The sequence below is a fragment of the Aliamphritea spongicola genome (genome assembly GCF_017051665.1).
In the GTDB taxonomy this organism is placed as follows: domain Bacteria; phylum Pseudomonadota; class Gammaproteobacteria; order Pseudomonadales; family Balneatricaceae; genus Amphritea; species Amphritea spongicola.
This window is the reverse complement of the sequence record NZ_JAFIDL010000004.1, coordinates 203,537-229,054: the sequence shown is the minus strand read 5'-3', so window position 1 is coordinate 229,054 and position 25,518 is coordinate 203,537. Positions and strand designations below refer to the sequence as shown.

Here is a 25,518-nt window from a genome sequence, read left to right as displayed (position 1 = left end):
GGTGCCGGAATAAAAAACGCGTCAGTATCGACGCGTTTTTTGTATCTGACAGAAATACTGCCTCAGGGTTTTGCCGCCAGCAGGTTGCTGCCAACACTCTCGACGGTAAAGCGGCGATCAGGTAAATGCTTTAGCGTGTCTTGCAGATCTCTAAGTCGCAGCTCAGAGATACTTTGGCTGAATTTTTCCCGGCTGTTAAAGCTGTATTCTTTGCGGTCTATCTCCCGCCAGTAACGGCCGGTCAGTTGATAGAGGCTGGTTTCTTTCTGATTGATACGTGACAGAACACTGCGTTTGTAAGTGCTTAGCTGTTCTTCTGTCATATCTGCCAGTTGTTTTTGCATGTCTTGCAAAAAGCTATCAACTGCCTGGGCTATCTGGTCAGGATGGCTGTTGGGGGACTGGACCACAAAGGCCAGCCCGGGCACATCTTGCATTTGCAGCGGTGTTGCAAATACAACATATCCCAGCTGTTGCTCGGTACGCAGGCTGGTATAGAAGGGGGCCTCCATAATTTCTCCTAACAGGGTATAGGCCGCCCGGGTGCTGAGGTCGGTATTTTCCCCCTGGAAGTAAATGCTGATTGCTGAGTCGTTATGGGTCAGCTCCAGAGTGGTTTTACGGGGTTCGCCGGTATCAAGCCGTTTGATGGTAATGGCTGTTTCCGCTGCATTTTCCTGTCGCCGGGTTAAACCGGTTTCTACCAGTTGCAGCATGGATTCAGCTTCAGTCTCAGATACATTGCCGTGAGTGAGCATACGAATGCTGCTGGTTTCAATCAGTTGCCGGGCGTGCTGGTTGAGTTCTTCAAGGGTGATTTCAGCCAGTGCTGCCATCTTATCTGTTGCCCTCCAGCGGGGCATCAGCGTGTTATAGATTTCATCGATGGTCTGATTGTAGGGTTTGTCCTGAGCGCTGTTCTGCAGTTGCTCCAGATACTTTTGCCTGATCCGTTCAAAGCTTAACTGATCAAATTGCGGTTCATTAAGCGTGGCAACAATGCGCTTTAGCAACGTTTCCTGTTTATCGTTATAGCCGGTAATCCGGAAACCAAAACCCCGAAGGTGGGAATAGATCTGTCCGCCAATGCCCGCCAGACTGGCGTCATACAGGGTTTCACTGAGTTTTTCCCGCGTCATCTGAATGACCATGCTGGTGAGAACCCGGGCACGGGGATCTGTGTTGGCAACAGGGGAAAACAATGACACAAAGGTGTTTGTTTTCGGCAGGTTGAAAGTCTGATCCTGCTGATACCAGAGTGTTGCCCCCGGCTTGCTGACCAGTTTAACTGGCTGGTTCTCCGGGTTCCCGGCCGCTTTCAGCTCCAGATTTTCAGCAATAAACGGATTAGCGTCGCGGTTTTTCAGGCTGGCAGGGATTTCAGGCGTCCGCCAGCGATCCAGACGGGCTTGGCTGATTGTTTCGGTTTTATAGGGCGTGTCATACCACGGGCTGGTCTTGTCAGTTTCTGCGGCAGAGTTGTAAACCGTCAGTAGCATGTTTTCAGGAGTGAGCTTGGCTGCAAAGTCTGCAATGAGTTCAGGCTGAAAGTCGTTCATTGAGTAGCCGACATTCAGAATTTGTGGCGTCGGGTAAAGCTGTAAACGTCTCGACAGGCTGGATACGTACCCCAGTGCACCGCCTTTTTCTTTAAACCGGAAGCCCTGTTCGCCCAGGCGTTTTTCTTCGTTGTAGATGGTTTCCTGAATACCACTGCTGCGGAGCAACTCAATACTGGCGAAAACCTGTTCAACAATAGTGTCTATGTTCGCCAGGCCTGCCTGAGTCAGGTCGATGGAGATATCCAGCGTTGCCAGGTTGCTCAGGTCTGTACCCTGAAATACATACAGAGAGTTGGCCAGTCCCTGACGTTTAAGTTCGCTCAGCAGGCTGTTCTTTCCTTCGTATCCCAGCATCGAAGCCAGATAGAACAGGGGTTTCTGGTCATAGAGCTGGCGGGTAGACGGCAGGGGAAAGCTCAGTCTCAGTTGCTGCAGTTCTTTTAGCGGCTTAATTGTCAGCTGAGCGGGTAAATCACCTTCATTGAACAGGGGCAGGTCAGAAGAGGGGGGCGCTGTATCGTGGTTCAGTACCGGAGAAAACTTCTCCCGAACCATATTCTCAAGCTGATCGAGGGATTCGTTGCCCAGCACCACCAGGCTCATCAGGTTAGCGGAATAGTAGTGATCATAGAAGGCAATCAGTTCTTGCCGCAGTTGTCCGGGCTGGTCGTTATTCAGGGTGTTCAGGTCGCCGACTGAAAACTGAGCATATGGATGCTCCGGATTCATGATTTGTTTGTAAGCATCCAGCGAGCGTCGGCTATCATCTTTAAGTTTTGACTGATATTCAGAAAAAACTGCCTGACGTTCCCGGTCTACGTAAGCTTCATCAAAGGTTGGGGATATAAAGAACTGTGCAAAGCGGTCCAGTGCTGGCTCTAACTGACCGATAGCAACATCAAAGTAGTAATTGGTGTTCTGATAGGCGGTGTAAGCGTTATGGTTACCGCCATTGGCGCTGATGAAGGCTTTGTAACTGCCTGCTTCCGGGTACTTTTCTGTGCCCAGAAACAGCATGTGCTCCAGAAAGTGTGCCAGACCTTCTCTGCCTTCAGGATTGGCATTGGAGCCTGCGTTCACATCCAGTGAAGCGGCTGCTTTGTCGGCTTCCGGGTCGGAAATAACCAGAACTTTCATCTGGTTTGGCAGGTTAAAGCTGCGGTACAGGCGCTTATCATTGGGGCTTTTAACGATGCTGCTGGAGGCCTGAACCGCTGTAGTGTCAGCCAGTGCCATAGCCGGAACGGCTGAGCTGAGTGCCAGTGTTAAGCAACCGGCGAATAGGTGGCGTAGTGTTACCTGATGCATGGTAAATCTCTGTATAAGCTCACAGTCATGATTATGGAGTATATCCAACTTGCGATTTGGACAGCTGATTTTCGATATAGATCACTTATTCATTGATATTTTGCGTGTTTTTCTGGTTGCGGGGCAGGGGCTTCGTTACAATTCAGGCATCAGGCCGGGCTGAGCGATTGTTCGGATCTGTTCTTTTTATCGCACTTAATGGGAATGAGTGACATATGAACCGGGAAAAAGTGATTTTTGCGTTTTTCATTGTTTTGGCGCTAACCCTTAATTTCGGCTTCTTTCTCGGTGAATTCGATGAAATAGCCCACCACAATGTGTATGAGCTGTTTGCTGCCACCATTGTCAGCATGATCTGTACGGTGCTTAAGTTCGGTGACCGCACTCATATTGGTGCACTGATGCTGGCTACCAGTCTGGTGGCTGATTTACAGCTGATTGTTGCTTCCATAATCTGGGGGTACGGTGTACAGATGAGCGTGGACGGCATGACACCGGAGCTGGTCAGCAGCATTGTTTCCCTGTCTGGTGGCGCATTGCTGGCAAACGTGGTGTCTGTTGTGCTGCTTATGGTTGAGACCATTATGGTACGTCGTTAAAGGCTTGCCGCTATGCATGACGTTCTTTACCTGTTACTCAGGCGTCTGCGAAAACCACTGATCACTGTTATCGTGGTGTATGCGGTTGCAGTAACCGGCTTTGTACTGATACCCGGTCAGGACGACGCCGGCCAGCCCTGGCGCATGGATTTCTTCCATGCCATTTATTTTGTCAGTTTTATGGGATCTACCATTGGTTTTGGTGAAATTCCCTATGCTTTTACCACCCCGCAGCGTGCGTGGACAATGGTTACCATCTACGCCACTGTAATTGCCTGGCTGTATGGCATCGGTTCGATGCTGGCACTGGTTCAGGAACCGGGTTTTTCACGCATACTGCGACGCCGTTCTTTTGCTAAGGAAGTGCGGAATTTTAATGAACCGTTTTATCTGGTGTGTGGCTACGGCGTTACCGGAACGGCAATTATTGCCGGGCTTTGTCAGCGGGGCATTCGCTCAGTCGTGGTGGATATTGATCAGGAACGGATTGATGCCCTGAAAATGGATGATCTGCCCATCCGGGTACCGGGTCTGTGTGCCAATGCATCTTTGCCGGATGTACTGGACGATGCAGGCTTGCAGCATGCTACCTGTATCGGTGTGCTGGCGCTGACGGACGATGACAATGTAAACCTGTCGATAGCCATTGCCAGCAAACTGCTACAACCTGAACGGGTTGTGGTAAGCCGCACCGAGTCGGATGTGCATGCGCGTAATCTGGCATCATTTGGCACCAATCATATTATTGATCCTTTCAGAGCTTATGCGGAATATCTTTCGCTGGTGGCTAAATCTCCCTATATGCATCTGGTCTATGACTGGCTGGTCAACCCGTATCACCGGCCTGTGTCCAGTGTGTATAAGAAGGCGTCCGGACGTTGGATTATCTGTGGCTTCGGGCGGTTCGGCAGGGCGTTGTATGACGACTTCGCACAGGCGAATGTGGAAATGGTATTGCTGGATGATAATCCGGCGGTGCTGGAAGGTTATGAAAATACCGTGCTGGGGCTTGGAACTGAAGCGGAAACCCTGCTTAAAGCCGGTGTTGAAGATGCGGTAGCAGTAGTGGCCGGCACCCATAATGATGCCGACAATATGTCGATCATTATGACGGCGATGGAGATCAATCCAAAGCTGGTAACGGTTGTCCGTCAGAACCTGAGTTCTAACCGGCTGGTATTTGAAAACTCCCGGGCTGACTTCGTTATGGAACCGGGCCGGATCATTGCAAACCGTATTCTGGCCAAGCTGAAAACGCCGCTGTTGCCGGTTTTCATCGAAAGAATGCAGCACCATGATGAAGTCTGGGCCCATACACTGCTGAACCGTATGAGCAATATTGCCGGCGACAGGGAGTTGGATAGTTGGTCTGTTAAGGTAAATGAAGTATCTGCGCCGGCGGTGATGGCAATGTTTGAGCAGGATATGACCGTGAAGTTGCAGGCACTGATGAAAAACTCCCGTGACCGTCGTCATTCCTTACCCTGTTTTCCGTTACTGCATCGCAGGGATGGTGAGCTTTCAATGCTGCCGGGTGAGCTGCTTGAGTTGCAACCGGGGGATGAAGTACTGTTTTGCGGGCTCTCATCCGCGAAGGGCCGGATGGAATGGATACTGAAGAATTATAATATTCTCTACTACATTCTGACCGGGGAAGACCCGAGCTTTAACCTCCTTTCACGCATACTTAAACGTTTCTGAACTTTATATTTACCGGCTATACAGCTACTATCTTGGCTGAAATAATCTGGTGGCAGTTATGTGTGCGAGTAACTGTTACTGAAAAACCAGCATGATTCAGGAGATGATATGCGTACCCTGTTAGTAACTCTTTTTGCCTGTATTCTCAGCTTTGGTCTGGTTGCACCGGACGCAGAGGCCAAGCGGTTCGGTGGCGGCAAGAGCTTTGGTAAATCTTTTTCTACCCCTAAATCGACTAAGCCTGCAGCGGCGCCTACCAGCCAGAAAACGGCAACGAATACGGCGGGCAAGACTACGCAGCCTAAGAAGCGCAGTGGCTTTGGTGGTTTGATGGCAGGCTTGCTGGCCGGTGGTCTGTTAGGTGCAATGTTCTTTGGTGACGGTTTCGACGGTATCCAGTTCATGGATATTTTACTGATCGGTTTACTGGCCTTTGTAGCGTTTAAGATCTTCTCGATACTTAAGAAGGGCTCCCGGCCAAATTATGCCGGCGCGGGTGCCGGTATGGGCGGTATGAGTCAGCAGAGTGGGAATCATCAGCAGAACTTCAGAACATCTGAGCCACAAAACTTCCAGGCGTCTGAGCCGGTAGCTAAACCTTCCCGTTTTAACAGCGGTGGTTTTGGTGGCCGTGGCTTCGTGTTACCGACCTGGTTTAATGAAAACAATTTCCTGGAAGGTGGCAAACAGCATTTTGCGCACCTGCAAAAGGCGTGGGATAACAATGACTGGGATGATATCCAGACCTATGTTTCCCCGGATGTACTGCATCACCTGCAGACTGAGCGTGCAAAACTGGCTGACGCTCAGCATACAGAAGTAGTATCCGTGATGGCTGAAATGGCTAACTTCATCGATAACGGCGATCACGTGATTGCGACCATTAACTTCTATGGCTGGATGAAGGAAGACAGCGATCAGACCACAGAATTCAGTGAGCTGTGGCATCTGATGCGTGATATGTCTCAGGAAAATGCCGACTGGATGATTGTGGGTATCGAGCAGCCTTCCTGATTGAACAGGTAATAAAAAAGGCGCTGTCCTGTTGGGAGCAGCGCCTTTTTTGTATCTGTAGCTTTTAAAGGGCTTCTTTGCGGGTGAATACCCAGGTGTCACCTTTGGAAAGGCTTTCGTCATACTGGTAGCCTGCCAGATCGAATCCTTTCAGGTCTTCTGCATTCTGAATGCGGTTTTCAATGGCGTAGCGGCACATCAGGCCACGGGCTTTTTTGGCAAAGAAGCTGATGATTTTGTACTGGCCGTTTTTCCAGTCTTTAAACACCGGGGTGATGACCCGGCCATTCAGGCCCTTAGGCTTGACCGATTTAAAGTACTCGGTGGATGCAAGGTTAACCAGTTCTTCACTGTTCAGCGCCTGTAGTTGTTCGTTCAGAGCATCGGTGATGACATTGCCCCAGAACGCATACAGATCTTTACCCTGCGGGTTTGCCAGCTTAGTGCCCATTTCCAGACGGTATGGCTGCATCAGGTCCAGCGGACGGAGTAAACCGTATAAACCGGACAGAATGCGTAAATGTTGCTGAGCAAAGTTGAGCTCTTCTTCACTGAAGGCAGGGGCATTCAGGCCGGTATATACATCGCCGTTGAAGGCCAGTACCGCCTGTTTGGCGTTGTCAGTGTTGAAGTCCGGGTGCCAGCTCTGGTAGCGGGCAACGTTCAGTGCTGACAGTTTATCGCTGAGTTTCATCAGCTCGGCAATATCCTGAACCGCAAAATCTTTCAGCTGCTCAATCAGCTTAGCAGCATGATCCAGATGGTCTGGCTGGCTGTAAGTGTCAGTTGTTGCAGGGGTGTCGTAGTCTAGATTTTTTGCTGGAGAAATAACAAGTAGCATGGTTGTGAGTATACCCGGCCAGTGAATTTGTCATGATGGTAAACCACTGGCCGGCAAACTGAAAGTTTAGAAAGTGTATCGTCAGGATAGGGAAATTTAATCAGGCATGGAGACGGGTATTCAGCTCATCCACCGCTTCAGACCAGTCTGAATCGAAATCCAGTGATTCTTTAATGAAGCTTGCCTGGCTTGGTGTCCAGAAAGTGGCTTCGTCAAGGCGGATTCGCTGGCTGAAAAGGGTATGGGTACGGATAAACTGATCAATCTCATGGTCCTCGCAGGGTAATCCCAGCTGCGCGAACAAATTATTGATGCTGTGTAATGAACGATCCATAGAGGGCCTCCGTCAGGGGATTTAATTACGGGTGCCCTAAAAAGCCTAGCGGGTTCGCCAGACTTGTCAAAAGTGATCAGTTGTCGCGGTTGTTGGCCTGATGCTTTTTTTCAATGGTACGGAAAATAGCGGTAGAGCCTGCGGTGCCTATCATGACGAGAATAGCAACAATCATAGGTTCGGTTGTTTCGCCGGCAGCCCGGGAATATACGGCAGATAACAGAAAGCCACCGATAAAACATAAGGCGGCCATCAGCAGGCGATTCACCAGAGTAGCGGGTTTTTTATCAGGTCCGGTGGCGATCAGAAATGCCAGAGACCCGAGTGCCGAGGCCAGTACAATCCATGACGGGAGCAATTCGGTCATGTCGGTTCCTTTCAGTGTTATCACGAAGTCCCGGATTATACCCCGGGGCCGGTACTGAACCCAGTGTTAAAGCACTGAAATCCTTAAACCTATAGTAAGGCGTGGGTCAGATCTGATAGCCGGACGGTAACAGAGAAAAAGCGTCACTGTGCGTTTCTAATTAGGCCCGCAGCGAGTATCATGGATGGCCTTATTCCAGGTGCCGGTATTGATCAGGTGCCGGCCTTTTTTGAGATTTGTAATTTTTCAGACCTAAGCAGAATTCAGATGACTAAACAGACTGTTCTTACTGGTATAACAACCACCGGTACCCCGCACATTGGTAACTATCTGGGTGCGATCAAACCAGCGATCGAAGCAAGCCGGAACAGTGATTTTAACAGCTACTTTTTCCTGGCGGACTTCCATGCACTGATCAAATGTCATGATCCGGACCGTGTTGCCCGTTCAACCCGGGAAATTGCCGCGACCTGGCTGGCGCTGGGGCTGGACACTGATAAAGCAACCTTTTACCGCCAGACGGATATTCCGGAAATTACAGAGCTGACCTGGATTCTGACCTGTATGACGTCAAAGGGACTGATGAACCGCTCCCATGCCTATAAAGCGTCCGTTGATGCGAACCGTGAAGCAGGCAAGCAGGAAGATGATGATGTCACCATGGGACTGTTCAGCTATCCGATTCTGATGGCTGCGGACATTCTGATGTTTAATGCGGATATTATCCCGGTGGGTAAGGATCAGATTCAGCACATTGAAATGGCCCGTGATATTGCCGGACGTTTCAACCATACCTATGGTGAACTGTTTAATCTGCCACAGGCACAGGTTGATGAGCAGACTCAGCTGATCCCGGGTCTGGACGGTCGCAAAATGTCCAAGAGCTATGACAACACGATTCCTTTGTTTGCCAGCTCCGATGAGCTTTACAAGCTGATCAAGCAGATTAAGACCGATACGTTGGAGCCGGGTCAGCCTAAAGATGCGGACAACAGCACAATCTTCCAGTTGTTTGCTAACTTTGCCACTGAAGCAGAGCAGGCCGACATGCGCCGTCAGTTCGAAAACGGTATCGGCTGGGGTGATGCTAAGAAGCAGCTCTTCGAATATCTGGACGCGTACCTGACCAAGCCCCGTGAAGAATATAACCGTCTGATGCAGGATCTGACCTTTGTTGAGCAGCAGTTGCATAAAGGTGCGGCCAAAGCCCGTGAGTTTGCAACCCCGTTCCTGGCACAGGCACGCATTGCTGCCGGTATCCGCCCGCTGACCTACACTGAAGCGGCACCGGTGCAGCAGGAAGAGCTGAAGAAGGAAAAATCCGCCGAGCAGATTGCCCGGGCTGAAGAAGGCCGCCGTCGCGGTATTCTGATGCAGCTTAAGTCGGTGCTGGAGCAGGTCGCACAGGCCGATGACAAAGCAGCGGCTGCCCGTGAAGTATTGGCTGCTAAAGCTGCTGAGGTGGAAGGTCTGAAGAAGAAGGCGAAGCAAAAAGCCCAGAATGAGCTGGATGTTTTGCAGGAAGAGTTCGCTCAGTATCTGTAACCCGGAAATGACGGAGTAACCTATGAATCAGACTCTGATCAGCGTTGATGATCTGAAAGCAAAGGTTGAGCGTGGCAGTGCCCTGGTGATCTGGGACTGCCGTTTTAATCTGATGGATGTTAATCAGGGCCGTAAAGCGTATCAGGCGAGCCATATTCCCGGTGCGCTGTTCGTGGATCTTAATAAAGATCTTGCGGCTGAGGTTACCGATGAGACCGGCCGGCACCCGTTACCGGCACTGGATAAGTTTGCTGAGTTGTGCGAAGCCACGAGTATCCGGCCAGATGTACAGGTGGTTGTGTATGATGACTGCGGTGGTGCGATGGCTGCCCGTGCCTGGTGGCTGCTGAAAGCAATCGGGGTGCGGGATGTGGCAGTGCTGGACGGTGGTTATCCGGCCTGGCTGGCGGCCTCAGCTCCGGTGGTAACAGAGTTTATTATGCCCCATTCGAGCACTGTCCGGCTGAACAGTTACGATCATTCAATGATTGCTGAGCGGGAAGAGGTTGCGCAGTTTGCTGCGGACAGCTGTCTGGTGGATGCCAGAACGGCAGAGCGCTATAACGGTGAGCAGGAACCGATTGATCCGGTTGCCGGACATATTCCCGGTGCACTGAACCGGCCGCTACAGGATAACCTGAGCAGTGATGGCCGCTTTAAGCCGGCAGATGTGCTGAAGGCTGAGTGGCTGGCTCTGTTAAAGGATGTGCCTGCTGAGCAGGTGATACATTATTGTGGTTCCGGTGTTACCGCCTGTCACAATCAGTTGGCGATGGAAATTGCTGGGCTGTCCGGTTCCCGGGTGTATCCTGGGTCATGGAGTGAATGGTTAAAATACCATCCGCCGGCCTGAGTATTCAGAAAGTCAGAAAGATAGCTGCCGGCACGCCAAATCAGGCCGGTAAAGCAGAAAAGGAGTGAGGTATGACAGAAACAAGTGCTGCACAGGCTCTCTGTCAGTCAGGTGTCATTGCTGAAGCAAACAGTGATGCACTGTTTATTACGTATGATTTATCCCCTGAAGCTGATGTATCCCGTCTGAAGCATTTGCTGGCGCAGGTACCGGTGCTGACCCGGGCGATGGAAGATACTTCCTCCCAGTCCGGAGCCGGTGCTGAACTGCATGTTACGGTTGCTGTCGGTGAGCAGGTCTGGGATCAGTTTGATGCTACTCAGCGTCCTGCTGAGTTATTACCTTTTCCTCAGCAGCAGCGGGATCAGCTGTCTGCGCCGGCGACCCCGGCGGATTTGTTGCTGCATATCCGCAGTAACCGCCATGATATCAATCACGAAATGGCGTCCCGGTTGCACGCCTTGCTTGCCGAGCATGTTGTCCTGGTGGAGCAGGTCCACGGTTTCCGCTATCTGGACAGTCGGGATATGACCGGTTTTGTTGACGGTACTGAGAACCCTCAGGGAGATGACCGGGCTGCGGTTGCTGTGATCGCTGACGGAGCCTTTGCCGGCGGCAGTTATATTCACCTGCAGCGTTACGAGCATGATTTGCAGCGCTGGAGTCAGCTGGCGGTTAAACAGCAGGAAGATATTATCGGCCGTACCAAAACAGACAATGTTGAGTATGCCGGTGCGGATAAAGCCAGCTTTGCCCATACCAAACGGACATCCCTGAAAGATACGCAGGGTAAGTCGGTTGAAATCCTGCGACACAGTATGCCTTATGGTGATCTGACGAAACGGGGATTGCTGTTCGCTTCTTTCGGCGCGTCGGCAGTACCTTTTACTCAGATGCTGGAAAGTATGTTTCATGGTGAAGAGCAGGGTGGTGCTTACGACAAACTGCTGGACTACACCGTAGCGGTGACGGGGCAGTCATTCTTTGCGCCGGGGCTGACAATGTTGGAAAGCTGGAAAGACGCTTAAAACAGATTTGTTTTAGGTTAAAAAAATACCTGCATGACGCAGGTATTTTTTTGTCCTGAAAACGGTGGCTGATCAGGCTGAGCGGTGCAGTTTATTCGCCTGTTTGTTTTCGTACATGTGCTTATCTGCTTTATCGATCATCGCTTCCATAGAGGTGTCATCAACGACTTCGGTAAAGCAATAGCCATAGCTGAGGCTGTTCATGCGGAAGGAGGGATTTTGTTTTAATTGTTCGCTGAACTGATGCTCGATTCGCTGACAAAATGTTTGTATCTGCTGTTCGTTATCTGTCAGCATCATGACCAGAAATTCGTCACCGCCTACTCGTGCGATAATATCGCTGTCCCGGCAGTTTTCTTGCAGCGTGTTTGCCAGACCGGTAATGCAGGCGTCGCCTGCCTGATGCCCTTCGGTGTCATTGAGCTGTTTCAAGTTATCAATGTCGATATACACCATGCCGATATGCTGGTCGAAGCGCCGTGCATCCTTAAAGCGCTGTTCGCCCAACAGGTTCAGGCCTCTGCGGTTATGCACCTGGGTTAATTCGTCGGTGATCGCCAGCGCCTTAATTTCTTCATAGCTGATCAGCATATGCAGGTCGGCATTGATCAGGTTACGGAACTGTTCGAGTATTTTCAGCTGGGTGTCAGAGTAGTCGGACAGTTTTTTATCGATAACACAGATGGTGCCGAAAAGAGTACCGTCCGGCCAGGTAATCGGCATGCCGAAATACGACCGTACCGGGCCTTCTGCAACCGGCGGAGCATCTTTCCATTCACTGTTGCACGGTGCGTTTTCGACATAAAGCCCTTCACCTGTTTCGACTATACGGCGACAGAAACTTTTCATATCCCATGGCCAGCTTGAATTACGCTGCAGAAAATTATCTTCATTCAGGCTGGCAACAACGGCATTAAACTCCTGCTGGCGAAACTGTACGATGGTGCCACAGGCTGAGTCGAACAGCTCGGCCATAAGGTCGACAGTTGTCTGCCATTTTTCCAGATCAAGGTTAGGGTGCGGATGGCGGGAAAGGCAAGCTTGGGTATCTATCATCATCGTAACCTGTCATCGTGCTGGTTCTGCCCGCCAGAACGACGCTGGGGATAAACCAGTATTCATCAGGTCACCCGGTTAAGCGTACTAAAACCAGATAATGCAGTATGTTTGCGACCTGATTCCTTAGTCTTAACCAAATGTTGGTTTGATTAATTGCCAGTATGGTTTTAACCCTGGGAAATCGCAACCGGATTTGTTTGAAAATGGGGGCATGATTCTCCATTTTGTGGAGATTGCCTGAAAACGAAAACAGACCTGCAGGGCAGGTCTGTTACAGAGGGGGGGATTCTTACTGGACGTTTTCGTTATCGCTGAACATGCCTTCGAACAGTGCGGTAGACAGATAGCGCTCGCCGGAGTCCGGCAGGATTACGACAATATTCTTGCCCTGGTTTTCCGGTTTTTCTGCCTGCTTAACGGCAGCTGCCAGCGCTGCTCCGCAAGAGATGCCTGCCAGAATACCTTCTTTAACCATCAGTTGACGGGCCATTTCAATGGCTTCTTCATTGCTTACCTGTGAAACTTCATCCAGCAGAGAGAGGTCCAGGTTCTTTGGTACGAAGCCGGCGCCAATGCCCTGAATTTTGTGTGGAGCTGGCTGCAATTCTTCATTATTCAGGGTTTGGCTGATGATCGGAGAATCCGTTGGCTCAACTGCGACTGAATGAATCGCTTTGCCTTCGGTTTGTTTAATATAGCGGGACGTGCCGCTGATGGTACCGCCGGTACCAACGCCTGCCACCAGAATATCAATCTGACCTTCAGTATCACGCCAGATTTCTGGGCCGGTGGTTTTTTCGTGGATCTCAGGGTTAGCCGGGTTCTCAAACTGTTGCAGCATCAGGTAGCTGTCAGTATTTTCGGCAACCAGTTCTTCCGCCTTAGCGATTGCACCTTTCATGCCTTTAGCAGGTTCCGTCAGTACGATTTCTGCGCCCAGTGCTTTCATCAGCTTGCGGCGCTCAATGCTCATAGAAGAAGGCATGGTCAGAACCAGTTTGTAGCCACGGGACGCTGCAACGAAAGCCAGTGCAATACCGGTGTTACCGCTGGTTGGCTCGATCAGTGTCATACCGGGCTTCAGACGGCCGTCCTGTTCAGCGGCCCAGACCATGTTTGCACCGATCCGGCACTTTACTGAACCGGCAGGGTTACGGCTTTCTATTTTGGCGTAAACATTAGCCTGTGGTGCAATTTTGCCAAGGCGTACTAATGGAGTGTTACCGATTGATAGGGAATTATCACTGAAGCTGTTCATGGGGATGTCCTGATCTCACTAAAATAAGTAATAAGAGAAATAACTTCTATAACTTTTCGATTTAAGCGCAGCGCAATAACTAACGCAAGACAAATATCGATGTATTCCTTAGTCAGCCTGAAATAAAATTGGTTTTATCGGTTTTATTCTGGTTTTCCGGTGAGGATGGCAATGCGGTTGGTTATGAAACTTATAGCGCCCCTGTTGGGCTGGCTGGCTTTTGCAGCGTTTCGCAGCTCGCTGCTGAAATCGTCCAGAGCAAAGCATCAGCTTGTCATGAAGCTGTTCCGTAAGGCAGCGGATAACGGCAGTACTAAAGCATTGTCGGTCTATGGGCACCTGTTGCATTACCGGGGAGAGGATGAGACCAACCGGATTCAGGGGGCGATTTACCTTCGCCGCGCAGCCGAGCAGGGGGATGCTAAGGCTGCGTATCAGATTGCCCGTTTATTTGAACAGGGTTATCCGGTAATTGGTGAAGATGCTGATAAGGCACTGAAGTTTTATCGCCAGGCGGGTGAGAAGGGGCATGTTCTGGCAATAAAGCGTCTGATTGAGGTGTATGAGTCAGGCGGTTTACACCAGCTGGCGGATCCCGGACAGCTGGCGTTCTGGAAGGCGCAACAGGCGCGTTTTGGTGGTTAAGGTTGCAGTAGCTGTACGCTGAAACTGACCGTTGTTACGCCGTTGCCGGGAATATCGATAACCCACTGAGCCTGACCTGCTGCTGATTTGGTGTAGGCGTGGCTGCTATCTTCAATTTTCCAGTCTTGAGAGAAGTCTGCATTCAGCGTTACCTTAGCAGCGGTACTGCGGCTGTTACGGACTTCCAGTGTCTGGCGCATTTTATGACCGTTATATACTTTTTCGAAGTCGGTCTGCTGGCGTTTAATACTCAGATCAAATGCTTTACCGATCGGCAGGCGAACGGTTTCACCGGTGGCCGTATGTTCCACCCGGGCGCTGCCGATGAATTGGAGCTGGTTGTCATTATCAGGGCTGAATACCCGGGCATTACCGGCCGGTAGCGGAAAGCCCAGACTGCTGTCGGCAGTGTTCCTGAAGCTCAGTTCTATAGCCGGTTTTTCACGGTATTCGTTGTGGTCCAGTCCCGGGTACACGGGGAACCGGTACCGGTAGGTTTTTTCGGTTTTTACCATGTCCGAGCTGATCAGGTTAACCTGCTTGGTCTGGCCGGTTTTGAGGCTGGTTGTGCGGGGCAGTTTATAGAGCTGATAATCCTGTAACTGCTGTGGCTGGCCGCTTTCCATGCCATCGGCCATTGCCATAGCCATCATGCCCCGTTCCTGTTTGTAACGCAGGTTTTGTGGTGGCTGGTTAACCTGTCCGGCCATCAGCAGAATATTACTGTTGTTGAAGTCGACCCCGGTCTGATTGTTGAGTGTTGCCAGCCCGTCGAGGCTTAACCGGTCACCCTGCTGGTTCAGTGTCATGGCGTAGTCCATCTGCCAGCTAAGGCCGCGGGTCAGATAGGTCAGTACGGCTTCACGGTTGGCTTTGCTGCCGGCGGTGGTGATTTCCAGGCTCGGCTTGGACTGCATGCCTTCCGGCAGGGCTGGAAAGATGAATCGCCAGCCATTGCTGTTTACCGGGATGCTTTCTATGCTGCCGTCACGGTCAATGGTCGCCAGTTGCCCGCTGAAGCTGAGCAGGCGGGCTGGAAACCGGGTTTCCTGACCGGTTGCCTGATTGGTGCGGGCCACTTGCAGGTTTTTGCCTATATAGTGCTGTAACAGTGCCTGAGTACTGATGAGGTTGGTGTTGAGGTTTTGCTCCAGTACTTCACCGGCATTTTCAAGGCGCAGGGTTTCGCTCATCATCTGATGGCTGACATCCTGTACGGATATGCTTTCGCCGGCGGGAATGGCCGGTAACTGACGGGTGTCTCTGACAAGCCCAAGGTTGTCGTTATACAGGGTAACTGTCAGTGATTTTTGCTGGCTGGCATCAATGCTGATTCCGGCGGCGAGCGTCAGCGCCGGGGTGAGCAAAGAGACGACACCGGTAACAAACCTGTGCATGATTTTATTCCTCGTTAAGCGTTGATACGTCCGGTGTATCTTCCGGTAAATTCAGAGCAACCCGGAAGCCCCAGGTGTTTTTGCTGGCATTGGGCGGGTGGCGGTAACGGCTGGAAGAACGGATAACCCGGCCGATATCAAACCAGGAGCCGCCGCGCATGACACGAAATTCGCAGCTGCCATCCCGGCGGGCGTCGCCGTTTACCGGTGCGCCGATATAAGAATCCTGATAGCAGTCTTCCACCCATTCGTCGACATTACCGCTCATGTCATGAATTCCCCATGAATTTGCGGGGAAACTTCCCACCGGGGCGGTTTGTTTTCCGTCCCATGGGCTGCCGCATTCACCACAGACCGCCCGTTCCGGTTCCAGTTCCTCGCCCCACCAGTAGTTGCTGTCTGAGCCAGCCCGGGCCACGTATTCCCATTCGGCTTCGGTCGGCAGGCGATAAGGCTGTCCGGTGATATCCGCCAGCCATTGGGTGTAGGCTTTGGCCTGTTGCCAGGTGACATTGACCACGGGTCGGTTGCCCCGTCCCCAGCCATTGTCATCAGGCAGGGGCTGGCCGGTAGCGCGGGCGTAATGATCATAGTCGTTGAAGGTAATTTCATTGCGGGCCAGCGCAAACTTATAGCCAATATTAACTTCGTGGCTGGGCAGTTCGTTATCATCGCCGATCAGTTGCTGGTCGCCCATCATGAAGCGTCCCCGGGGAATGATCACCATCTGTGGGCCTTTAAAGCCATCGGTAAGCTGGTCGGTAAACAGTGTTTTGGCATCCGCATCGGGATATTTGGCTTTGAGCAGCTGGGCTTCCAGTGAGGCTACTTCATCGGTACGGGCTGTGAGGCTGTCTTTGAGAGCATCAATTTGCGCCTGGTAATCTTCATTGGTTGCTAGTTGCTCGGTTGCCTGCTGTTCCAACTGATTGCGGAGGTTTTCGATTTCCGCCAGGCTGTTTGTCAGTGCAGTGTTTGTGCGTGCTTGCTGCAACATCAGAATGGCAGCAGTGGCGATTGCACCAACCAGCATACCGGCGGTAAAAATACCCAACCCCAATATTTGCGGACGGCTGGGTCGCCAGGCCGTCAGGCCCGTTATCTTGTCGCGAAGGCTTTGCTTGCCGGCACTGTTGTCACTGAGATCTTCATCTGAAAGATTGCCTTCCGCTTCCGGTTTCCTTATGTTCGGTAACGGTTCTTCATTTTCTTCCTGAAGAATACTCTGAATAAGCTGGGAAGCGGTTGCCGGGCGCTCGTCCGGGTCGGTGGAAAAGGCGCTTTGCAATGACTGCCACTGGGTGGCGGTCAGCATTTTCAGAGGTTTCAGCTCAATGCGTACCCGGCTGGCTTCATCATCCTGTGCCCGAAACGGTGCTTTACCGCTCAGTAATTGATAGATGATGGCGGCATAGGCGTATATGTCGGCTTTTGGAGTCAGCGGTTCCGGATGAAAGCATTCCGGTGCCTGATAAGCCAGGTAACTGGCAGGCTCTTTTAGTTGCTCACTGATACATTCAAGGCTGTCAGCGAGATGATAACCGGTTAGCCGGACACCGCCCTGACGGTTAACGAATACCATCTCCGGGCTGAGGCTGCGGTGAGGGTTGGCCAGTTTGGCATGAATGCTGTCCAGCGCCAGTGCCAGCTGAATCAGTAAACCTTCTTTCTGGGCACGGCTGAGCTTTTTGTGGGCGCCGCTGCTTAGTAACTGGGCAAGTGTCAGGCCATCCAGCCGTTCAGTAGCAATTAACACCAAGCCGCCACGGTGTTTGAATATGCCGTAATGATCTGCGAGATACTGATGTTTAAGGCGCTTGCTGAGGCTAACCTGCTTTTTAATGTGCTCGATAAAGCCGCTGTGCCGGCTGAATACAGGGTTGATAATATGCAGGCTGACCAGTGCGCCCGTGCTGGTGGAGAGGTCTTCGGCTTGCCAGAGCTGGCCAAGTATTGTGGGTTTAAGTGCGGTCAGCAGTTTATACGGATGGTGATCCGGGCCGATAATCTGTTCGGCTTTCAGTCCGTTATAGAGGGCTTGCTGAGAATCCACCATACATTACCGGCCTAATCCCTGATGATTTATCAGCCCATAATAGAACATGAATAAAGTATAGTGAAGCGGCCGGGTGGGATGGGGCAAAAAAGCGGGAAAAGGTTTGTATAACAGCCTGTTACCCCGGATGCAGGACATTGCCGGGGTGACAGGTGGGCAGAGATTATTCAGTAATCAGTGGCGGGAAGCTTTTAACCAGCTGATCAACAGCCTGCATCTGTTGGAGGTAAGGTTCGAGCTTATCCAGTGGCAGCGCACAGGGGCCGTCACATTTTGCTTCGCTTGGGTTAGGGTGGGCTTCCAGGAACAGGCCGGCAATGCCCTGCGCCAGACCTGCACGGGAAAGCTGGGCAACCAGTGCCCGGCGTCCGTCGGCGCTGTCACTGCGACCGCCAGGCATTTGCAGGGCATGGGTGGCATCAAACATGATTGGATAGCCAAACTCTTTCATCACCGAGAAACCGAGCATATCAACCACCAGGTTGTTATAGCCGAAGCTGCTGCCCCGTTCGCACAGGATCAGCTTATCGTTACCTGCCTGTTCGGCTTTATTCAGGATATGCTTCATTTCCTGCGGTGCCAGAAACTGCGCTTTTTTGATGTTGATCACGGCATCGGTTTTCGCCATGGCTTCAACCAGATCGGTCTGGCGGGAAAGGAAAGCCGGTAACTGAATGATGTCACAGACCTCGGCAGTCGGTGCTGCCTGATGAGGTTCGTGAACGTCAGTGATCAGCGGTACCTTAAAGGTCTGTTTGATTTCCTGCAGGATTTTCAGGCCTTCTTCCAGTCCGGGGCCACGGAAAGAGGTCAGGGAAGAACGGTTGGCTTTATCAAAAGACGCTTTGAATACGTAAGGAATGTCCAGTTTTTGGGTAACTTCGACGTAGTGTTCAGCAATGCGCATGGCCAGGTCCCGGGACTCCAGAACATTCATGCCGCCAAACAGAACCATCGGGCTTTCGTTACTGATTTCAATATGACCGGCTTTAACGGTTTTCTGTTGCATCCTGGCGATTCCTTAGTGGTGTTGCGATGGTCTGTCACGGATCAGTTTCAGGGTATGACAGACGGCTTAAAAATGGCATTAGTATACGCTAGCCGAAGGGTTTGCGGTATATTAGAGGCCTGATTACAAGATCACAGGAAGCATGGAATGAGTGAGCAGGATCTGGCTAAGCTGGCAGAAGAATGTCAGACATTTATTAATCAGCGTCAGTCTCTGATGCTGGGTTCTTTGGTGGCGGGCAGCCTGAGTGGCGTGACTGCTGCTGATGCCTGGCCGGATGTCAGCTATGCCCCGTTTATCTGGCGTGACGGTGTGTTCTACGTGTTTATCAGCGAGCTGGCAGCGCATACCCGTAATCTGATGGCCAGTGAGAGTACATCTGTCATGTTTATTGAGGATGAGGCCGGTAACCGTAATCCGTTTGCCCGGCGGCGGGCGAGCTTTGTGTGCAGGGCCTTGGAAGTACCGAGGGATGCACTGGCGTTTGAGCCGGTACTGGCTGATCTGGAAGACGTATTCGGGTCTACTGTCGGGGTGCTGAAAGGATTAAGTGATTTCAGGCTGTTTGCATTACAGCCGGTCAGCGGGCGTTATGTGGTGGGATTCGGTAAGGCCTATGATATTGATACAACGGATTTCAGCTTGCGTCACGTGGGGCCGGACGACTTAAAAAAGTGATGGTCTTAAAGGAATGATGTGCTGAAGACTGAAACAGAATGCTGAGCGTTTGGCTAAACGCTCAGTAACAGGTCTTAATCAGGCGGCTCCGCCACCTTCAATCATATACACTGCAACGGTTTTAACCAGAAAGGCTGCCAGGCCCAGGCCCAGGGCAAAGAACAGAATCACAGTTCCGAATTTCCCCGCGTTGGATTTTTTTGCCAAATCGTAAATGATGAAAAAGATAAAGGCCGCAAATACTGCGATGCCTACGTTCATCATGATGCCTTCGATCTCTGCTAGACGCACAGTACACCTCTTGAAGATAAAGGGTTGCAATCAGCCCGGCGGTGCCGGGCCTGTTCAAAAATTGAGCGCGATTGTACAGGGAATAAAACGAAGGTGGAAGCTTTCGCTGCCGGGCTGTTATTCCGCGTGGGGGTATTTGAAACTGCCAATAAGCACGGCGGCAAATCCTGCGACGGCAGCCAGCGAAATAACCATCAGGCCTTCGGCCATGGTGATGCCCAGTAACAGGTCCGGGGTGTAGCCACACAGTTCCCATGGCTCAAATACCACCGGGAACCACTGATCCACAGCGAACCATGAGGGCAGCCCGGTGGACATTTCACAGCTGCTTTCAATCAGGTTGCGTTCAACCGCAAATACCATCCAGGAGCGCTCAAGCAGTGCAGCGGCCGCCCCGAGGCTGAGTATTTGCAGTAACAGGTTGGGAATCCGGTAGCGTCTCAGGAACAGCGCAAGTACGGCCAGGGCAATAAGGGCCAGAATCCAGATACGGATATGAATACAGAGCACGCAGGGGCCGTAATCTAAAACGTACTGATAAAACAGTGCAACGCCTTCAAGTACACAGCCAACAAGAATAATTGTCAGCCAGAAGCCAGCGTGTTTTCCGAGTGCGGCAGCATGGTGCAACATAATTACAATACCTGTAAATCCCTGATTTAGATGTTGTGAGGCTAAGTGAAAAATAAAGTTCAATCAATGGATTAAGCTTAATTTCCCCTCCCCAGGAAAGGTTTCTGAAAGGGGAGGGAAGCGTTATGTCATTCTTCGAGGAAGTTCACCTGGCTGTTGAAGGCCAGTACGATGCGTGCCTGGGAGCCAAAATAGGGCATGGCGGCATGCTTCAGATAAGACGGGAAAATAACAATCTGCCCTTCCTGAGGGGCGAAGTCCCATGTGCCGGCGGCATTGAGGTAAGCCGTACCTGCATCCAGATACTGGTCGGCACCGTGGCGGGGATCATAAAAACGGTTTACGCCGTTACGTTCTTCAATGCCACTTTCGCCTGCCTGCAGGTAATAAATACCGCACCAGGAGCAGTTTGGATGTGAATGGGTGTCGTGGTAGCCCCCATTCTCTGTTACGTGGAACCAGGATTCGATAATACTGGCCTGAGCCTGCACTTCTTCCGGCCAGAATTCTTCATTCACCGCATATGCGACGGTGGTCAGCATATCTTCAAGAAATACCTTCAGATCGCTCAGAGCCGGTACTGGCTGATCGAGCAAATCGAGGCTGCTTTCATACAGTTTGTGCTTGGCGGTGGGGGCGACGTAACTGGCAATGGCTTCTTCCTGTTGCTGACGGATGTTTTCGATAGCCGTTAACAGAGCCTGCCGGTTTTTACTGTGTTCCGGGTAATTAACGCTAAACATGCGTGTTTCCCAGACATTCATATCTTCAATCAGGAATGGCTCGCCGCTCATTGTGGTCCTATATCGTAGGTTGAGATGGTAAATAAAGCGCTGTAGTTGTTGTACAGCGCGGGGTGATCATCAGGCTGCGGGTTTTGGCGGTGTAAGGATATTTAACAGACAATGGGCCTGATCAGCAGCTTCATGCCCCAGTGGGGTGAGGTAGCCGCCGTCCTGCTGGGAAATTAAGCCTTTGTCGAATAGCCGCGAGGTGGCTGCAATAACCTCGGAATCGGCATTTGCATGTACTTTTATACCCTGCAGGGTACTGGTCTGGCTGAAACGGATCAGCATGTTAATCTCTTCGGCAATCTCATGATTACAAGGCATAGTGACTTTCCTTATACGGGTATGCTTCAGGTGATTGTACCGGTAAAAACAGTTACGACACCGGCATGGATCAACTCTGGCACAGTCAGAAAGAAATAAACAGGAGAAATCGGTTTAATCATGAATCATCTTCAGGAAGAAGATGGTGGTGGGAGGTGGATTCGAACCACCGAAGCTTGCGCGTCAGATTTACAGTCTGATCCCTTTGGCCACTCGGGAACCCCACCAGAAGAGGGCGTGAATCTTATGTGTGCCGAGGCGTTTTGTAAACATCTAAAACGTAAAAAAGTGAAAAAAAGTTACTCATCGGGAGGGCTGCAGCCCGCAGAAAAATTCAATAGATTTTTTCTATGAAACTTTTAATCGCCATATAAAAGTTTTTGAAACACGGCTTTAGTTTAACTGTCCCGCCGGAGGTACTGAAACCAGTGGGCTTGCCAACTGTTAATGGGTTTGGTTCTTATCTGGCTACACCTATCAGATAGCAAAATCAATATTGAATTTAACTTCTTAGTATCTATATTGGGTGTCTGCTGTATGACCCTGCACTATATATAGTGTTGTTCACTGCTTTATTAAGGGTCTGTTTTGTTTGGATTTTATACAGTCCGACTCCATTGTTGCTGAACAGACTGTTCCGCTGCAGTGACGGCAAGGTTTGATTTCAGTTTATTCATTGGTGGGAAGCGCGTAATGCAGGACTTGATGGTTACCAAAAGAGATGGTCGAAAGGAAAAGATCGACCTGGAAAAAATTCACCGCGTTGTAATCTGGGCGGCAGAGGGATTGCAGAATGTTTCGGTATCTCAGGTCGAACTGAAAGCACATATACAGTTTTATGAAGGCATTAAGACAGCAGATATTCACGAGACGCTGATCAAGTCTGCTGCAGACCTTATTTCTGAAGATGCGCCGGATTACCAGTATCTGGCAGCGCGTCTGGCGATTTTCCACCTGCGTAAGCGCGCGTTCGACAGTTACGAGCCGCCACACCTGATGACGCACGTTGCCAAAATGGTTGACGATAAGCGTTACGATAGGCACCTGCTGGAAGATTACAGCGAAGCAGAATTCAATGAACTGAACGATTACCTGGATCACAGCCGGGATATGAATTTCAGCTACGTGGCTGTTAAACAGCTGGAAGGTAAGTACCTGGTACAGAACCGGGTTACCGGTGAGATTTTTGAAAGCCCGCAGATTCTTTATATGCTGGTGGCTGCCTGCTTGTTTGCGGGTTACCCGAAAGCGACCCGTCTGGATTACGTGAAGCGTTTCTACGACGCCTGTTCTCTGTTTAAGCTGTCACTGCCGACACCTATTATGGCCGGTGTTCGGACACCGACCCGTCAGTTCAGCTCCTGCGTACTGATCGAATCTGATGATTCTCTGGATTCTATCAACGCAACTGCCAGTGCCATTGTTAAGTACGTGAGTCAGCGTGCGGGTATCGGTATTAATGCTGGTCGTATCCGTGCACTGGGCAGCCCGATTCGTCAGGGTGAAGCGTTCCACACCGGTTGTATTCCTTTCTATAAGCACTTTCAGACAGCGGTTAAGTCCTGTTCTCAGGGGGGCGTCCGTGGCGGTGCAGCAACGCTGTTCTATCCACTGTGGCACCTGGAAGTTGAATCTCTGCTGGTTCTGAAGAATAACCGTGGTGTTGAAGAAAACCGTGTTCGTCACCTGGATTACGGTGTTCAGCTGAACAAACTGATGTATCAGCGTCTGATTAAAGGTCAGAACATTACCCTGTTCAGCCCGCACGAAGTGCCGGGGCTGTACGATGCATTCTTTGCGGATCAGGACGAGTTTGAGCGCCTGTATGTGAAGTATGAGCAGGATGACTCTATCCGTAAGCAAACCGTTAAAGCGGTTGAGCTGTTTGGTCTGCTGGCATCTGAGCGTGCCTCTACCGGCCGTATCTACATTCAGAACGTTGACCACTGTAATACGCACAGCCCGTTCGATCCGGCTGTGGCACCGGTTAAACAGTCTAACCTGTGTCTGGAAATTGCACTGCCAACCAAGCCTCTGTCTGATGTAAATGATGACAAGGGGGAGATTGCCCTGTGTACTCTGTCTGCATTTAACCTGGGTGCGCTGGAAGATCTGGATGAACTGGAAAATCTGGCTGACCTGATTGTCCGTGCCCTGGATAGCCTGCTGGACTATCAGGATTACCCGATTGAAGCAGCCCGTCAGGCATCTCTGAGCCGCCGTACACTGGGTGTGGGTGTAACCAACTTTGCTTACTATCTGGCGAAGAACGGTGTGCGCTACTCTGACGGTTCCGCAAATGGCCTGGTGCACAAGACCTTTGAAGCAATTCAGTACTACCTGCTGAAAGCTTCTAATGAACTGGCTAAAGAGCTGGGTGCGTGCTCCAAGTTTGATGAAACTACGTATTCAAAAGGCTTGCTGCCGATTGATACCTATAAGCGTGAAGTGGATGACTTCTGTGAAGAGCCACTGCACTATTTCTGGGAAACTCTGCGTACTGATATCCGTGAGTTCGGTCTGCGTAACAGTACACTGACAGCTCTGATGCCATGTGAAACTTCTTCACAGATTACTAACTCTACCAACGGCATTGAGCCGCCACGGGGTTATGTCAGCGTGAAGGCCAGTAAAGATGGTGTTATGAAGCAGGTTGTACCTGAGTACACTGAGCTTAAAGATGACTATGAGCTGCTGTGGGATATTCCGAGCAACGATGGTTACCTGCAGCTGACCGGTATCATGCAAAAGTTTGTTGACCAGTCTATCTCAGCAAATACTAACTATGATCCAGCCAACTTCCCGGGCGAAAAAGTGCCAATGAAGTTGCTGCTTAAAGATTTGCTGACCGCTTATAAGTACGGCGTTAAGACGCTGTACTACCACAACACCCGTGACGGTGCGACTGACCAGCACGATGATATGGGTTGTGAAAGCGGAGCCTGTAAGCTTTAATTGCCTCTCGGCCAGTCATCTCTGAGGCTGGCCGACTGAGTGCTTCCCGGCGTAAAGCCGGATACCCGAATATGAGTGCCGCCGGATTTTTCTTTCCGGCGTGATGATTCCAAGCTCGCAAAAATTAAGATACCAGATGCTATATTCAACTTTTGATCCGACCTTTAATGACAGCACTAAAGAGCCGATGTTCTTCGGCCATAACGTTAACGTTGCCCGTTATGACAAGCAGAAGTATCCGATCTTTGAAAAGTTGATTGAAAAGCAGTTATCTTTTTTCTGGCGTCCGGAAGAAGTGGATCTGTCCACTGACCGTAAAGACTTCATGGGTATGCCGGAGCATGAAAAGCACATCTTCCTGAGCAACCTGAAGTACCAGACCCTGCTGGACAGTGTTCAGGGCCGTTCTCCGAACATTGCGTTCCTGCCAATTGTTTCGTTACCGGAACTGGAAACCTGGCTGGAAACCTGGTCGTTCAGTGAAACCATTCACAGCCGCTCTTATACGCACATCATCCGGAACATCATGAATGAGCCGTCTGAAGTGTTTGATCAGATTGTGACTAATGAAGAAATCGTTAAGCGGGCCCAGAGTGTTACCCGTTTATACGACGAGCTGATTGAGTTAACCAACATCTATCTGATTCAGGGTGAAGGGCGTCATACCGTAGACGGCAAGCTGTTTGATACCACTAAGTACAATCTGAAAAAGAAACTGTACCTGACGCTGGTATCCGTAAACGTGCTGGAAGCGATTCGTTTTTATGTCAGCTTTGCCTGTTCCTTTGCCTTCGCTGAGCGGGCAATTATGGAAGGTAACGCCAAGATCATTAAGCTGATCGCCCGTGATGAGGCGCTGCACCTGACCGGTACGCAGTTCATGATCAACGTGCTGTCCTCCGGCGCTGATGACCCTGATTTCAAGAAGATTGCGGTTGAATGTCATGACGAAGTGATTGAAATCTTCCGTGAGGCGGCTGAACAGGAGAAAGACTGGGCGAACTACCTGTTCAGTGGCGGTTCTATGATCGGTCTGAATGCACAGATTCTGCGTGATTATATTGAATACATCACTAACGTACGTATGAAGGCTGTTGGTCTGGAAGAGATCTTCCCGGCACGCCAGAACCCACTGCCATGGATGAATGCCTGGTTAGTGAGTGATAACGTACAGGTTGCACCACAGGAAGCGGAAATCAGTTCCTACCTGGTGGGTGCAATCGATAACGAAGTTGATGAAAGCGACTTTGATGATTTTGATCTTTGATCTTTG

The 25,518-nt window shown here is 50.8% G+C and carries 23 protein-coding genes and 1 tRNA gene; 10 read left to right on the top strand and 14 right to left on the bottom strand.

The window, feature by feature from the left end:
• Positions 1-62: 62 nt before the first annotated feature.
• Positions 63-2,870 carry an insulinase family protein gene (locus JYB63_RS14510; protein ID WP_205658610.1) on the bottom strand — a complete coding sequence of 936 codons (2,808 nt, stop codon included), beginning with the start codon at positions 2,868-2,870 and terminating at the stop codon, positions 63-65.
• A 215-nt stretch (positions 2,871-3,085) separates the two neighbouring features.
• Between JYB63_RS14510 and JYB63_RS14505 the strand changes: the two genes are divergently transcribed.
• From JYB63_RS14505 to JYB63_RS14495, 3 genes are all read left to right on the top strand, one after another.
• The gene (locus tag JYB63_RS14505) at positions 3,086-3,469 is read left to right on the top strand and encodes a DUF6394 family protein (protein WP_205658609.1); all 384 of its coding nucleotides are present in this window, start codon (positions 3,086-3,088) and stop codon (positions 3,467-3,469) included.
• A gap of 12 nt (positions 3,470-3,481) precedes the next feature.
• Positions 3,482-5,170, top strand: a complete 1,689-nt coding sequence (locus JYB63_RS14500) for a potassium channel family protein (RefSeq protein ID WP_205658608.1) — start codon at positions 3,482-3,484, stop codon at positions 5,168-5,170.
• A 108-nt stretch (positions 5,171-5,278) separates the two neighbouring features.
• A complete protein-coding gene (locus JYB63_RS14495) occupies positions 5,279-6,184 on the top strand; it encodes a Tim44 domain-containing protein (protein ID WP_205658607.1) in 906 nt (301 codons plus the stop codon).
• Positions 6,185-6,248: 64 nt separating this feature from the next.
• On the opposite strand, the gene yaaA is transcribed toward JYB63_RS14495, so the two are convergent.
• The 3 genes from yaaA to JYB63_RS14480 form a co-directional block, all read right to left on the bottom strand.
• Complete coding sequence (gene yaaA / locus JYB63_RS14490; protein ID WP_205658606.1) at positions 6,249-7,025, bottom strand: peroxide stress protein YaaA; 777 nt, start codon at positions 7,023-7,025, stop codon at positions 6,249-6,251.
• A gap of 100 nt (positions 7,026-7,125) precedes the next feature.
• A complete protein-coding gene (locus JYB63_RS14485; RefSeq protein ID WP_205658605.1) occupies positions 7,126-7,359 on the bottom strand; it encodes a DUF2789 domain-containing protein in 234 nt (77 codons plus the stop codon).
• Between the two features lie 76 nt (positions 7,360-7,435).
• Positions 7,436-7,726, bottom strand: coding sequence for a hypothetical protein (locus tag JYB63_RS14480; protein ID WP_205658604.1), 291 nt, complete (start codon positions 7,724-7,726; stop codon positions 7,436-7,438).
• A 267-nt stretch (positions 7,727-7,993) separates the two neighbouring features.
• Here JYB63_RS14480 and JYB63_RS14475 point away from each other — a divergent pair, with 267 nt between their 5' ends.
• From JYB63_RS14475 to JYB63_RS14465, 3 genes are all read left to right on the top strand, one after another.
• Positions 7,994-9,271: a tryptophan--tRNA ligase gene (locus tag JYB63_RS14475; RefSeq protein ID WP_205658603.1), complete on the top strand. Its 1,278-nt coding sequence runs from the start codon at positions 7,994-7,996 to the stop codon at positions 9,269-9,271.
• Positions 9,272-9,293: 22 nt separating this feature from the next.
• Complete coding sequence (locus JYB63_RS14470; protein ID WP_205658602.1) at positions 9,294-10,124, top strand: sulfurtransferase; 831 nt, start codon at positions 9,294-9,296, stop codon at positions 10,122-10,124.
• A 71-nt stretch (positions 10,125-10,195) separates the two neighbouring features.
• On the top strand, positions 10,196-11,152 hold the full coding sequence (locus JYB63_RS14465) for a Dyp-type peroxidase (RefSeq protein WP_205658601.1): 957 nt from the start codon (positions 10,196-10,198) through the stop codon (positions 11,150-11,152).
• A 72-nt stretch (positions 11,153-11,224) separates the two neighbouring features.
• Here JYB63_RS14465 and JYB63_RS14460 read toward each other — a convergent pair whose 3' ends face one another.
• Together JYB63_RS14460 and cysK are read right to left on the bottom strand one after the other, a co-directional pair.
• Entirely contained in the window at positions 11,225-12,211 is a 987-nt protein-coding gene (locus JYB63_RS14460) for a sensor domain-containing diguanylate cyclase (protein WP_243431997.1), read from the bottom strand.
• 289 nt (positions 12,212-12,500) lie between these two features.
• Complete coding sequence (gene cysK, locus JYB63_RS14455) at positions 12,501-13,469, bottom strand: cysteine synthase A (protein ID WP_205658600.1); 969 nt, start codon at positions 13,467-13,469, stop codon at positions 12,501-12,503.
• Positions 13,470-13,652: 183 nt separating this feature from the next.
• On the opposite strand from cysK, the gene JYB63_RS14450 reads away from it, so the two are divergent.
• Entirely contained in the window at positions 13,653-14,114 is a 462-nt protein-coding gene (locus JYB63_RS14450) for a tetratricopeptide repeat protein (RefSeq protein ID WP_243431996.1), read from the top strand.
• Here JYB63_RS14450 and JYB63_RS14445 read toward each other — a convergent pair.
• From JYB63_RS14445 to kdsA, 3 genes are all read right to left on the bottom strand, one after another.
• Positions 14,111-15,511: a DUF4139 domain-containing protein gene (locus JYB63_RS14445; RefSeq protein WP_205658598.1), complete on the bottom strand. Its 1,401-nt coding sequence runs from the start codon at positions 15,509-15,511 to the stop codon at positions 14,111-14,113. The two genes, JYB63_RS14450 and JYB63_RS14445, sit on opposite strands and share 4 nt — an antisense overlap.
• 4 nt (positions 15,512-15,515) lie before the next feature.
• On the bottom strand, positions 15,516-17,567 hold the full coding sequence (locus tag JYB63_RS14440) for an SUMF1/EgtB/PvdO family nonheme iron enzyme (RefSeq protein ID WP_205658597.1): 2,052 nt from the start codon (positions 17,565-17,567) through the stop codon (positions 15,516-15,518).
• A gap of 163 nt (positions 17,568-17,730) precedes the next feature.
• Positions 17,731-18,576, bottom strand: coding sequence for a 3-deoxy-8-phosphooctulonate synthase (gene kdsA, locus JYB63_RS14435; RefSeq protein ID WP_205658596.1), 846 nt, complete (start codon positions 18,574-18,576; stop codon positions 17,731-17,733).
• Positions 18,577-18,723: 147 nt separating this feature from the next.
• On the opposite strand from kdsA, the gene JYB63_RS14430 reads away from it, so the two are divergent.
• The gene (locus tag JYB63_RS14430) at positions 18,724-19,254 is read left to right on the top strand and encodes a HugZ family pyridoxamine 5'-phosphate oxidase (RefSeq protein ID WP_205658595.1); all 531 of its coding nucleotides are present in this window, start codon (positions 18,724-18,726) and stop codon (positions 19,252-19,254) included.
• A gap of 78 nt (positions 19,255-19,332) precedes the next feature.
• Here the strand turns inward: JYB63_RS14430 and JYB63_RS14425 are convergent, their stop codons facing one another.
• The 5 genes from JYB63_RS14425 to JYB63_RS14405 all read right to left on the bottom strand — a co-directional run bounded on the left by JYB63_RS14425 (position 19,333) and on the right by JYB63_RS14405 (position 21,517).
• A complete protein-coding gene (locus JYB63_RS14425; RefSeq protein ID WP_271273585.1) occupies positions 19,333-19,545 on the bottom strand; it encodes a DUF2788 domain-containing protein in 213 nt (70 codons plus the stop codon).
• 117 nt (positions 19,546-19,662) lie between these two features.
• Positions 19,663-20,178: a disulfide bond formation protein B gene (locus JYB63_RS14420; protein WP_205658594.1), complete on the bottom strand. Its 516-nt coding sequence runs from the start codon at positions 20,176-20,178 to the stop codon at positions 19,663-19,665.
• Between the two features lie 128 nt (positions 20,179-20,306).
• Complete coding sequence (locus JYB63_RS14415) at positions 20,307-20,972, bottom strand: TIGR02466 family protein (protein WP_205658593.1); 666 nt, start codon at positions 20,970-20,972, stop codon at positions 20,307-20,309.
• Positions 20,973-21,041: 69 nt separating this feature from the next.
• On the bottom strand, positions 21,042-21,290 hold the full coding sequence (locus JYB63_RS14410) for a TIGR02647 family protein (RefSeq protein WP_205658592.1): 249 nt from the start codon (positions 21,288-21,290) through the stop codon (positions 21,042-21,044).
• Positions 21,291-21,433: 143 nt separating this feature from the next.
• A tRNA-Tyr gene (locus JYB63_RS14405) sits at positions 21,434-21,517 on the bottom strand.
• 466 nt (positions 21,518-21,983) lie between these two features.
• Here JYB63_RS14405 and nrdA point away from each other — a divergent pair.
• On the top strand, positions 21,984-24,245 hold the full coding sequence (nrdA, locus tag JYB63_RS14400; protein ID WP_205658591.1) for a class 1a ribonucleoside-diphosphate reductase subunit alpha: 2,262 nt from the start codon (positions 21,984-21,986) through the stop codon (positions 24,243-24,245).
• A gap of 136 nt (positions 24,246-24,381) precedes the next feature.
• On the top strand, positions 24,382-25,512 hold the full coding sequence (gene nrdB / locus JYB63_RS14395; RefSeq protein WP_205658590.1) for a class Ia ribonucleoside-diphosphate reductase subunit beta: 1,131 nt from the start codon (positions 24,382-24,384) through the stop codon (positions 25,510-25,512).
• Positions 25,513-25,518: the final 6 nt, after the last annotated feature.

Excerpts from the sequence above, each read along its gene's own strand:
- JYB63_RS14475 (WP_205658603.1), top strand. The coding sequence starts at position 7,994 with ATGACTAAACAGACTGTTCTTACTGGTATAACAACCACCGGTACCCCG.
- JYB63_RS14450 (WP_243431996.1), top strand. The coding sequence starts at position 13,653 with ATGAAACTTATAGCGCCCCTGTTGGGCTGGCTGGCTTTTGCAGCGTTT.
- cysK (WP_205658600.1), bottom strand. The coding sequence starts at position 13,469 with ATGAACAGCTTCAGTGATAATTCCCTATCAATCGGTAACACTCCATTA.
- yaaA (WP_205658606.1), bottom strand. The coding sequence starts at position 7,025 with ATGCTACTTGTTATTTCTCCAGCAAAAAATCTAGACTACGACACCCCT.
- JYB63_RS14430 (WP_205658595.1), top strand. The coding sequence starts at position 18,724 with ATGAGTGAGCAGGATCTGGCTAAGCTGGCAGAAGAATGTCAGACATTT.
- JYB63_RS14465 (WP_205658601.1), top strand. The coding sequence starts at position 10,196 with ATGACAGAAACAAGTGCTGCACAGGCTCTCTGTCAGTCAGGTGTCATT.
- JYB63_RS14440 (WP_205658597.1), bottom strand. The coding sequence starts at position 17,567 with ATGGTGGATTCTCAGCAAGCCCTCTATAACGGACTGAAAGCCGAACAG.
- JYB63_RS14420 (WP_205658594.1), bottom strand. The coding sequence starts at position 20,178 with ATGTTGCACCATGCTGCCGCACTCGGAAAACACGCTGGCTTCTGGCTG.
- nrdB (WP_205658590.1), top strand. The coding sequence starts at position 24,382 with ATGCTATATTCAACTTTTGATCCGACCTTTAATGACAGCACTAAAGAG.
- JYB63_RS14495 (WP_205658607.1), top strand. The coding sequence starts at position 5,279 with ATGCGTACCCTGTTAGTAACTCTTTTTGCCTGTATTCTCAGCTTTGGT.
- JYB63_RS14500 (WP_205658608.1), top strand. The coding sequence starts at position 3,482 with ATGCATGACGTTCTTTACCTGTTACTCAGGCGTCTGCGAAAACCACTG.
- JYB63_RS14460 (WP_243431997.1), bottom strand. The coding sequence starts at position 12,211 with ATGATGATAGATACCCAAGCTTGCCTTTCCCGCCATCCGCACCCTAAC.
- JYB63_RS14480 (WP_205658604.1), bottom strand. The coding sequence starts at position 7,726 with ATGACCGAATTGCTCCCGTCATGGATTGTACTGGCCTCGGCACTCGGG.
- JYB63_RS14510 (WP_205658610.1), bottom strand. The coding sequence starts at position 2,870 with ATGCATCAGGTAACACTACGCCACCTATTCGCCGGTTGCTTAACACTG.
- kdsA (WP_205658596.1), bottom strand. The coding sequence starts at position 18,576 with ATGCAACAGAAAACCGTTAAAGCCGGTCATATTGAAATCAGTAACGAA.
- JYB63_RS14415 (WP_205658593.1), bottom strand. The coding sequence starts at position 20,972 with ATGAGCGGCGAGCCATTCCTGATTGAAGATATGAATGTCTGGGAAACA.
- JYB63_RS14485 (WP_205658605.1), bottom strand. The coding sequence starts at position 7,359 with ATGGATCGTTCATTACACAGCATCAATAATTTGTTCGCGCAGCTGGGA.
- JYB63_RS14470 (WP_205658602.1), top strand. The coding sequence starts at position 9,294 with ATGAATCAGACTCTGATCAGCGTTGATGATCTGAAAGCAAAGGTTGAG.
- JYB63_RS14410 (WP_205658592.1), bottom strand. The coding sequence starts at position 21,290 with ATGCCTTGTAATCATGAGATTGCCGAAGAGATTAACATGCTGATCCGT.
- JYB63_RS14505 (WP_205658609.1), top strand. The coding sequence starts at position 3,086 with ATGAACCGGGAAAAAGTGATTTTTGCGTTTTTCATTGTTTTGGCGCTA.
- nrdA (WP_205658591.1), top strand. The coding sequence starts at position 21,984 with ATGCAGGACTTGATGGTTACCAAAAGAGATGGTCGAAAGGAAAAGATC.
- JYB63_RS14445 (WP_205658598.1), bottom strand. The coding sequence starts at position 15,511 with ATGCACAGGTTTGTTACCGGTGTCGTCTCTTTGCTCACCCCGGCGCTG.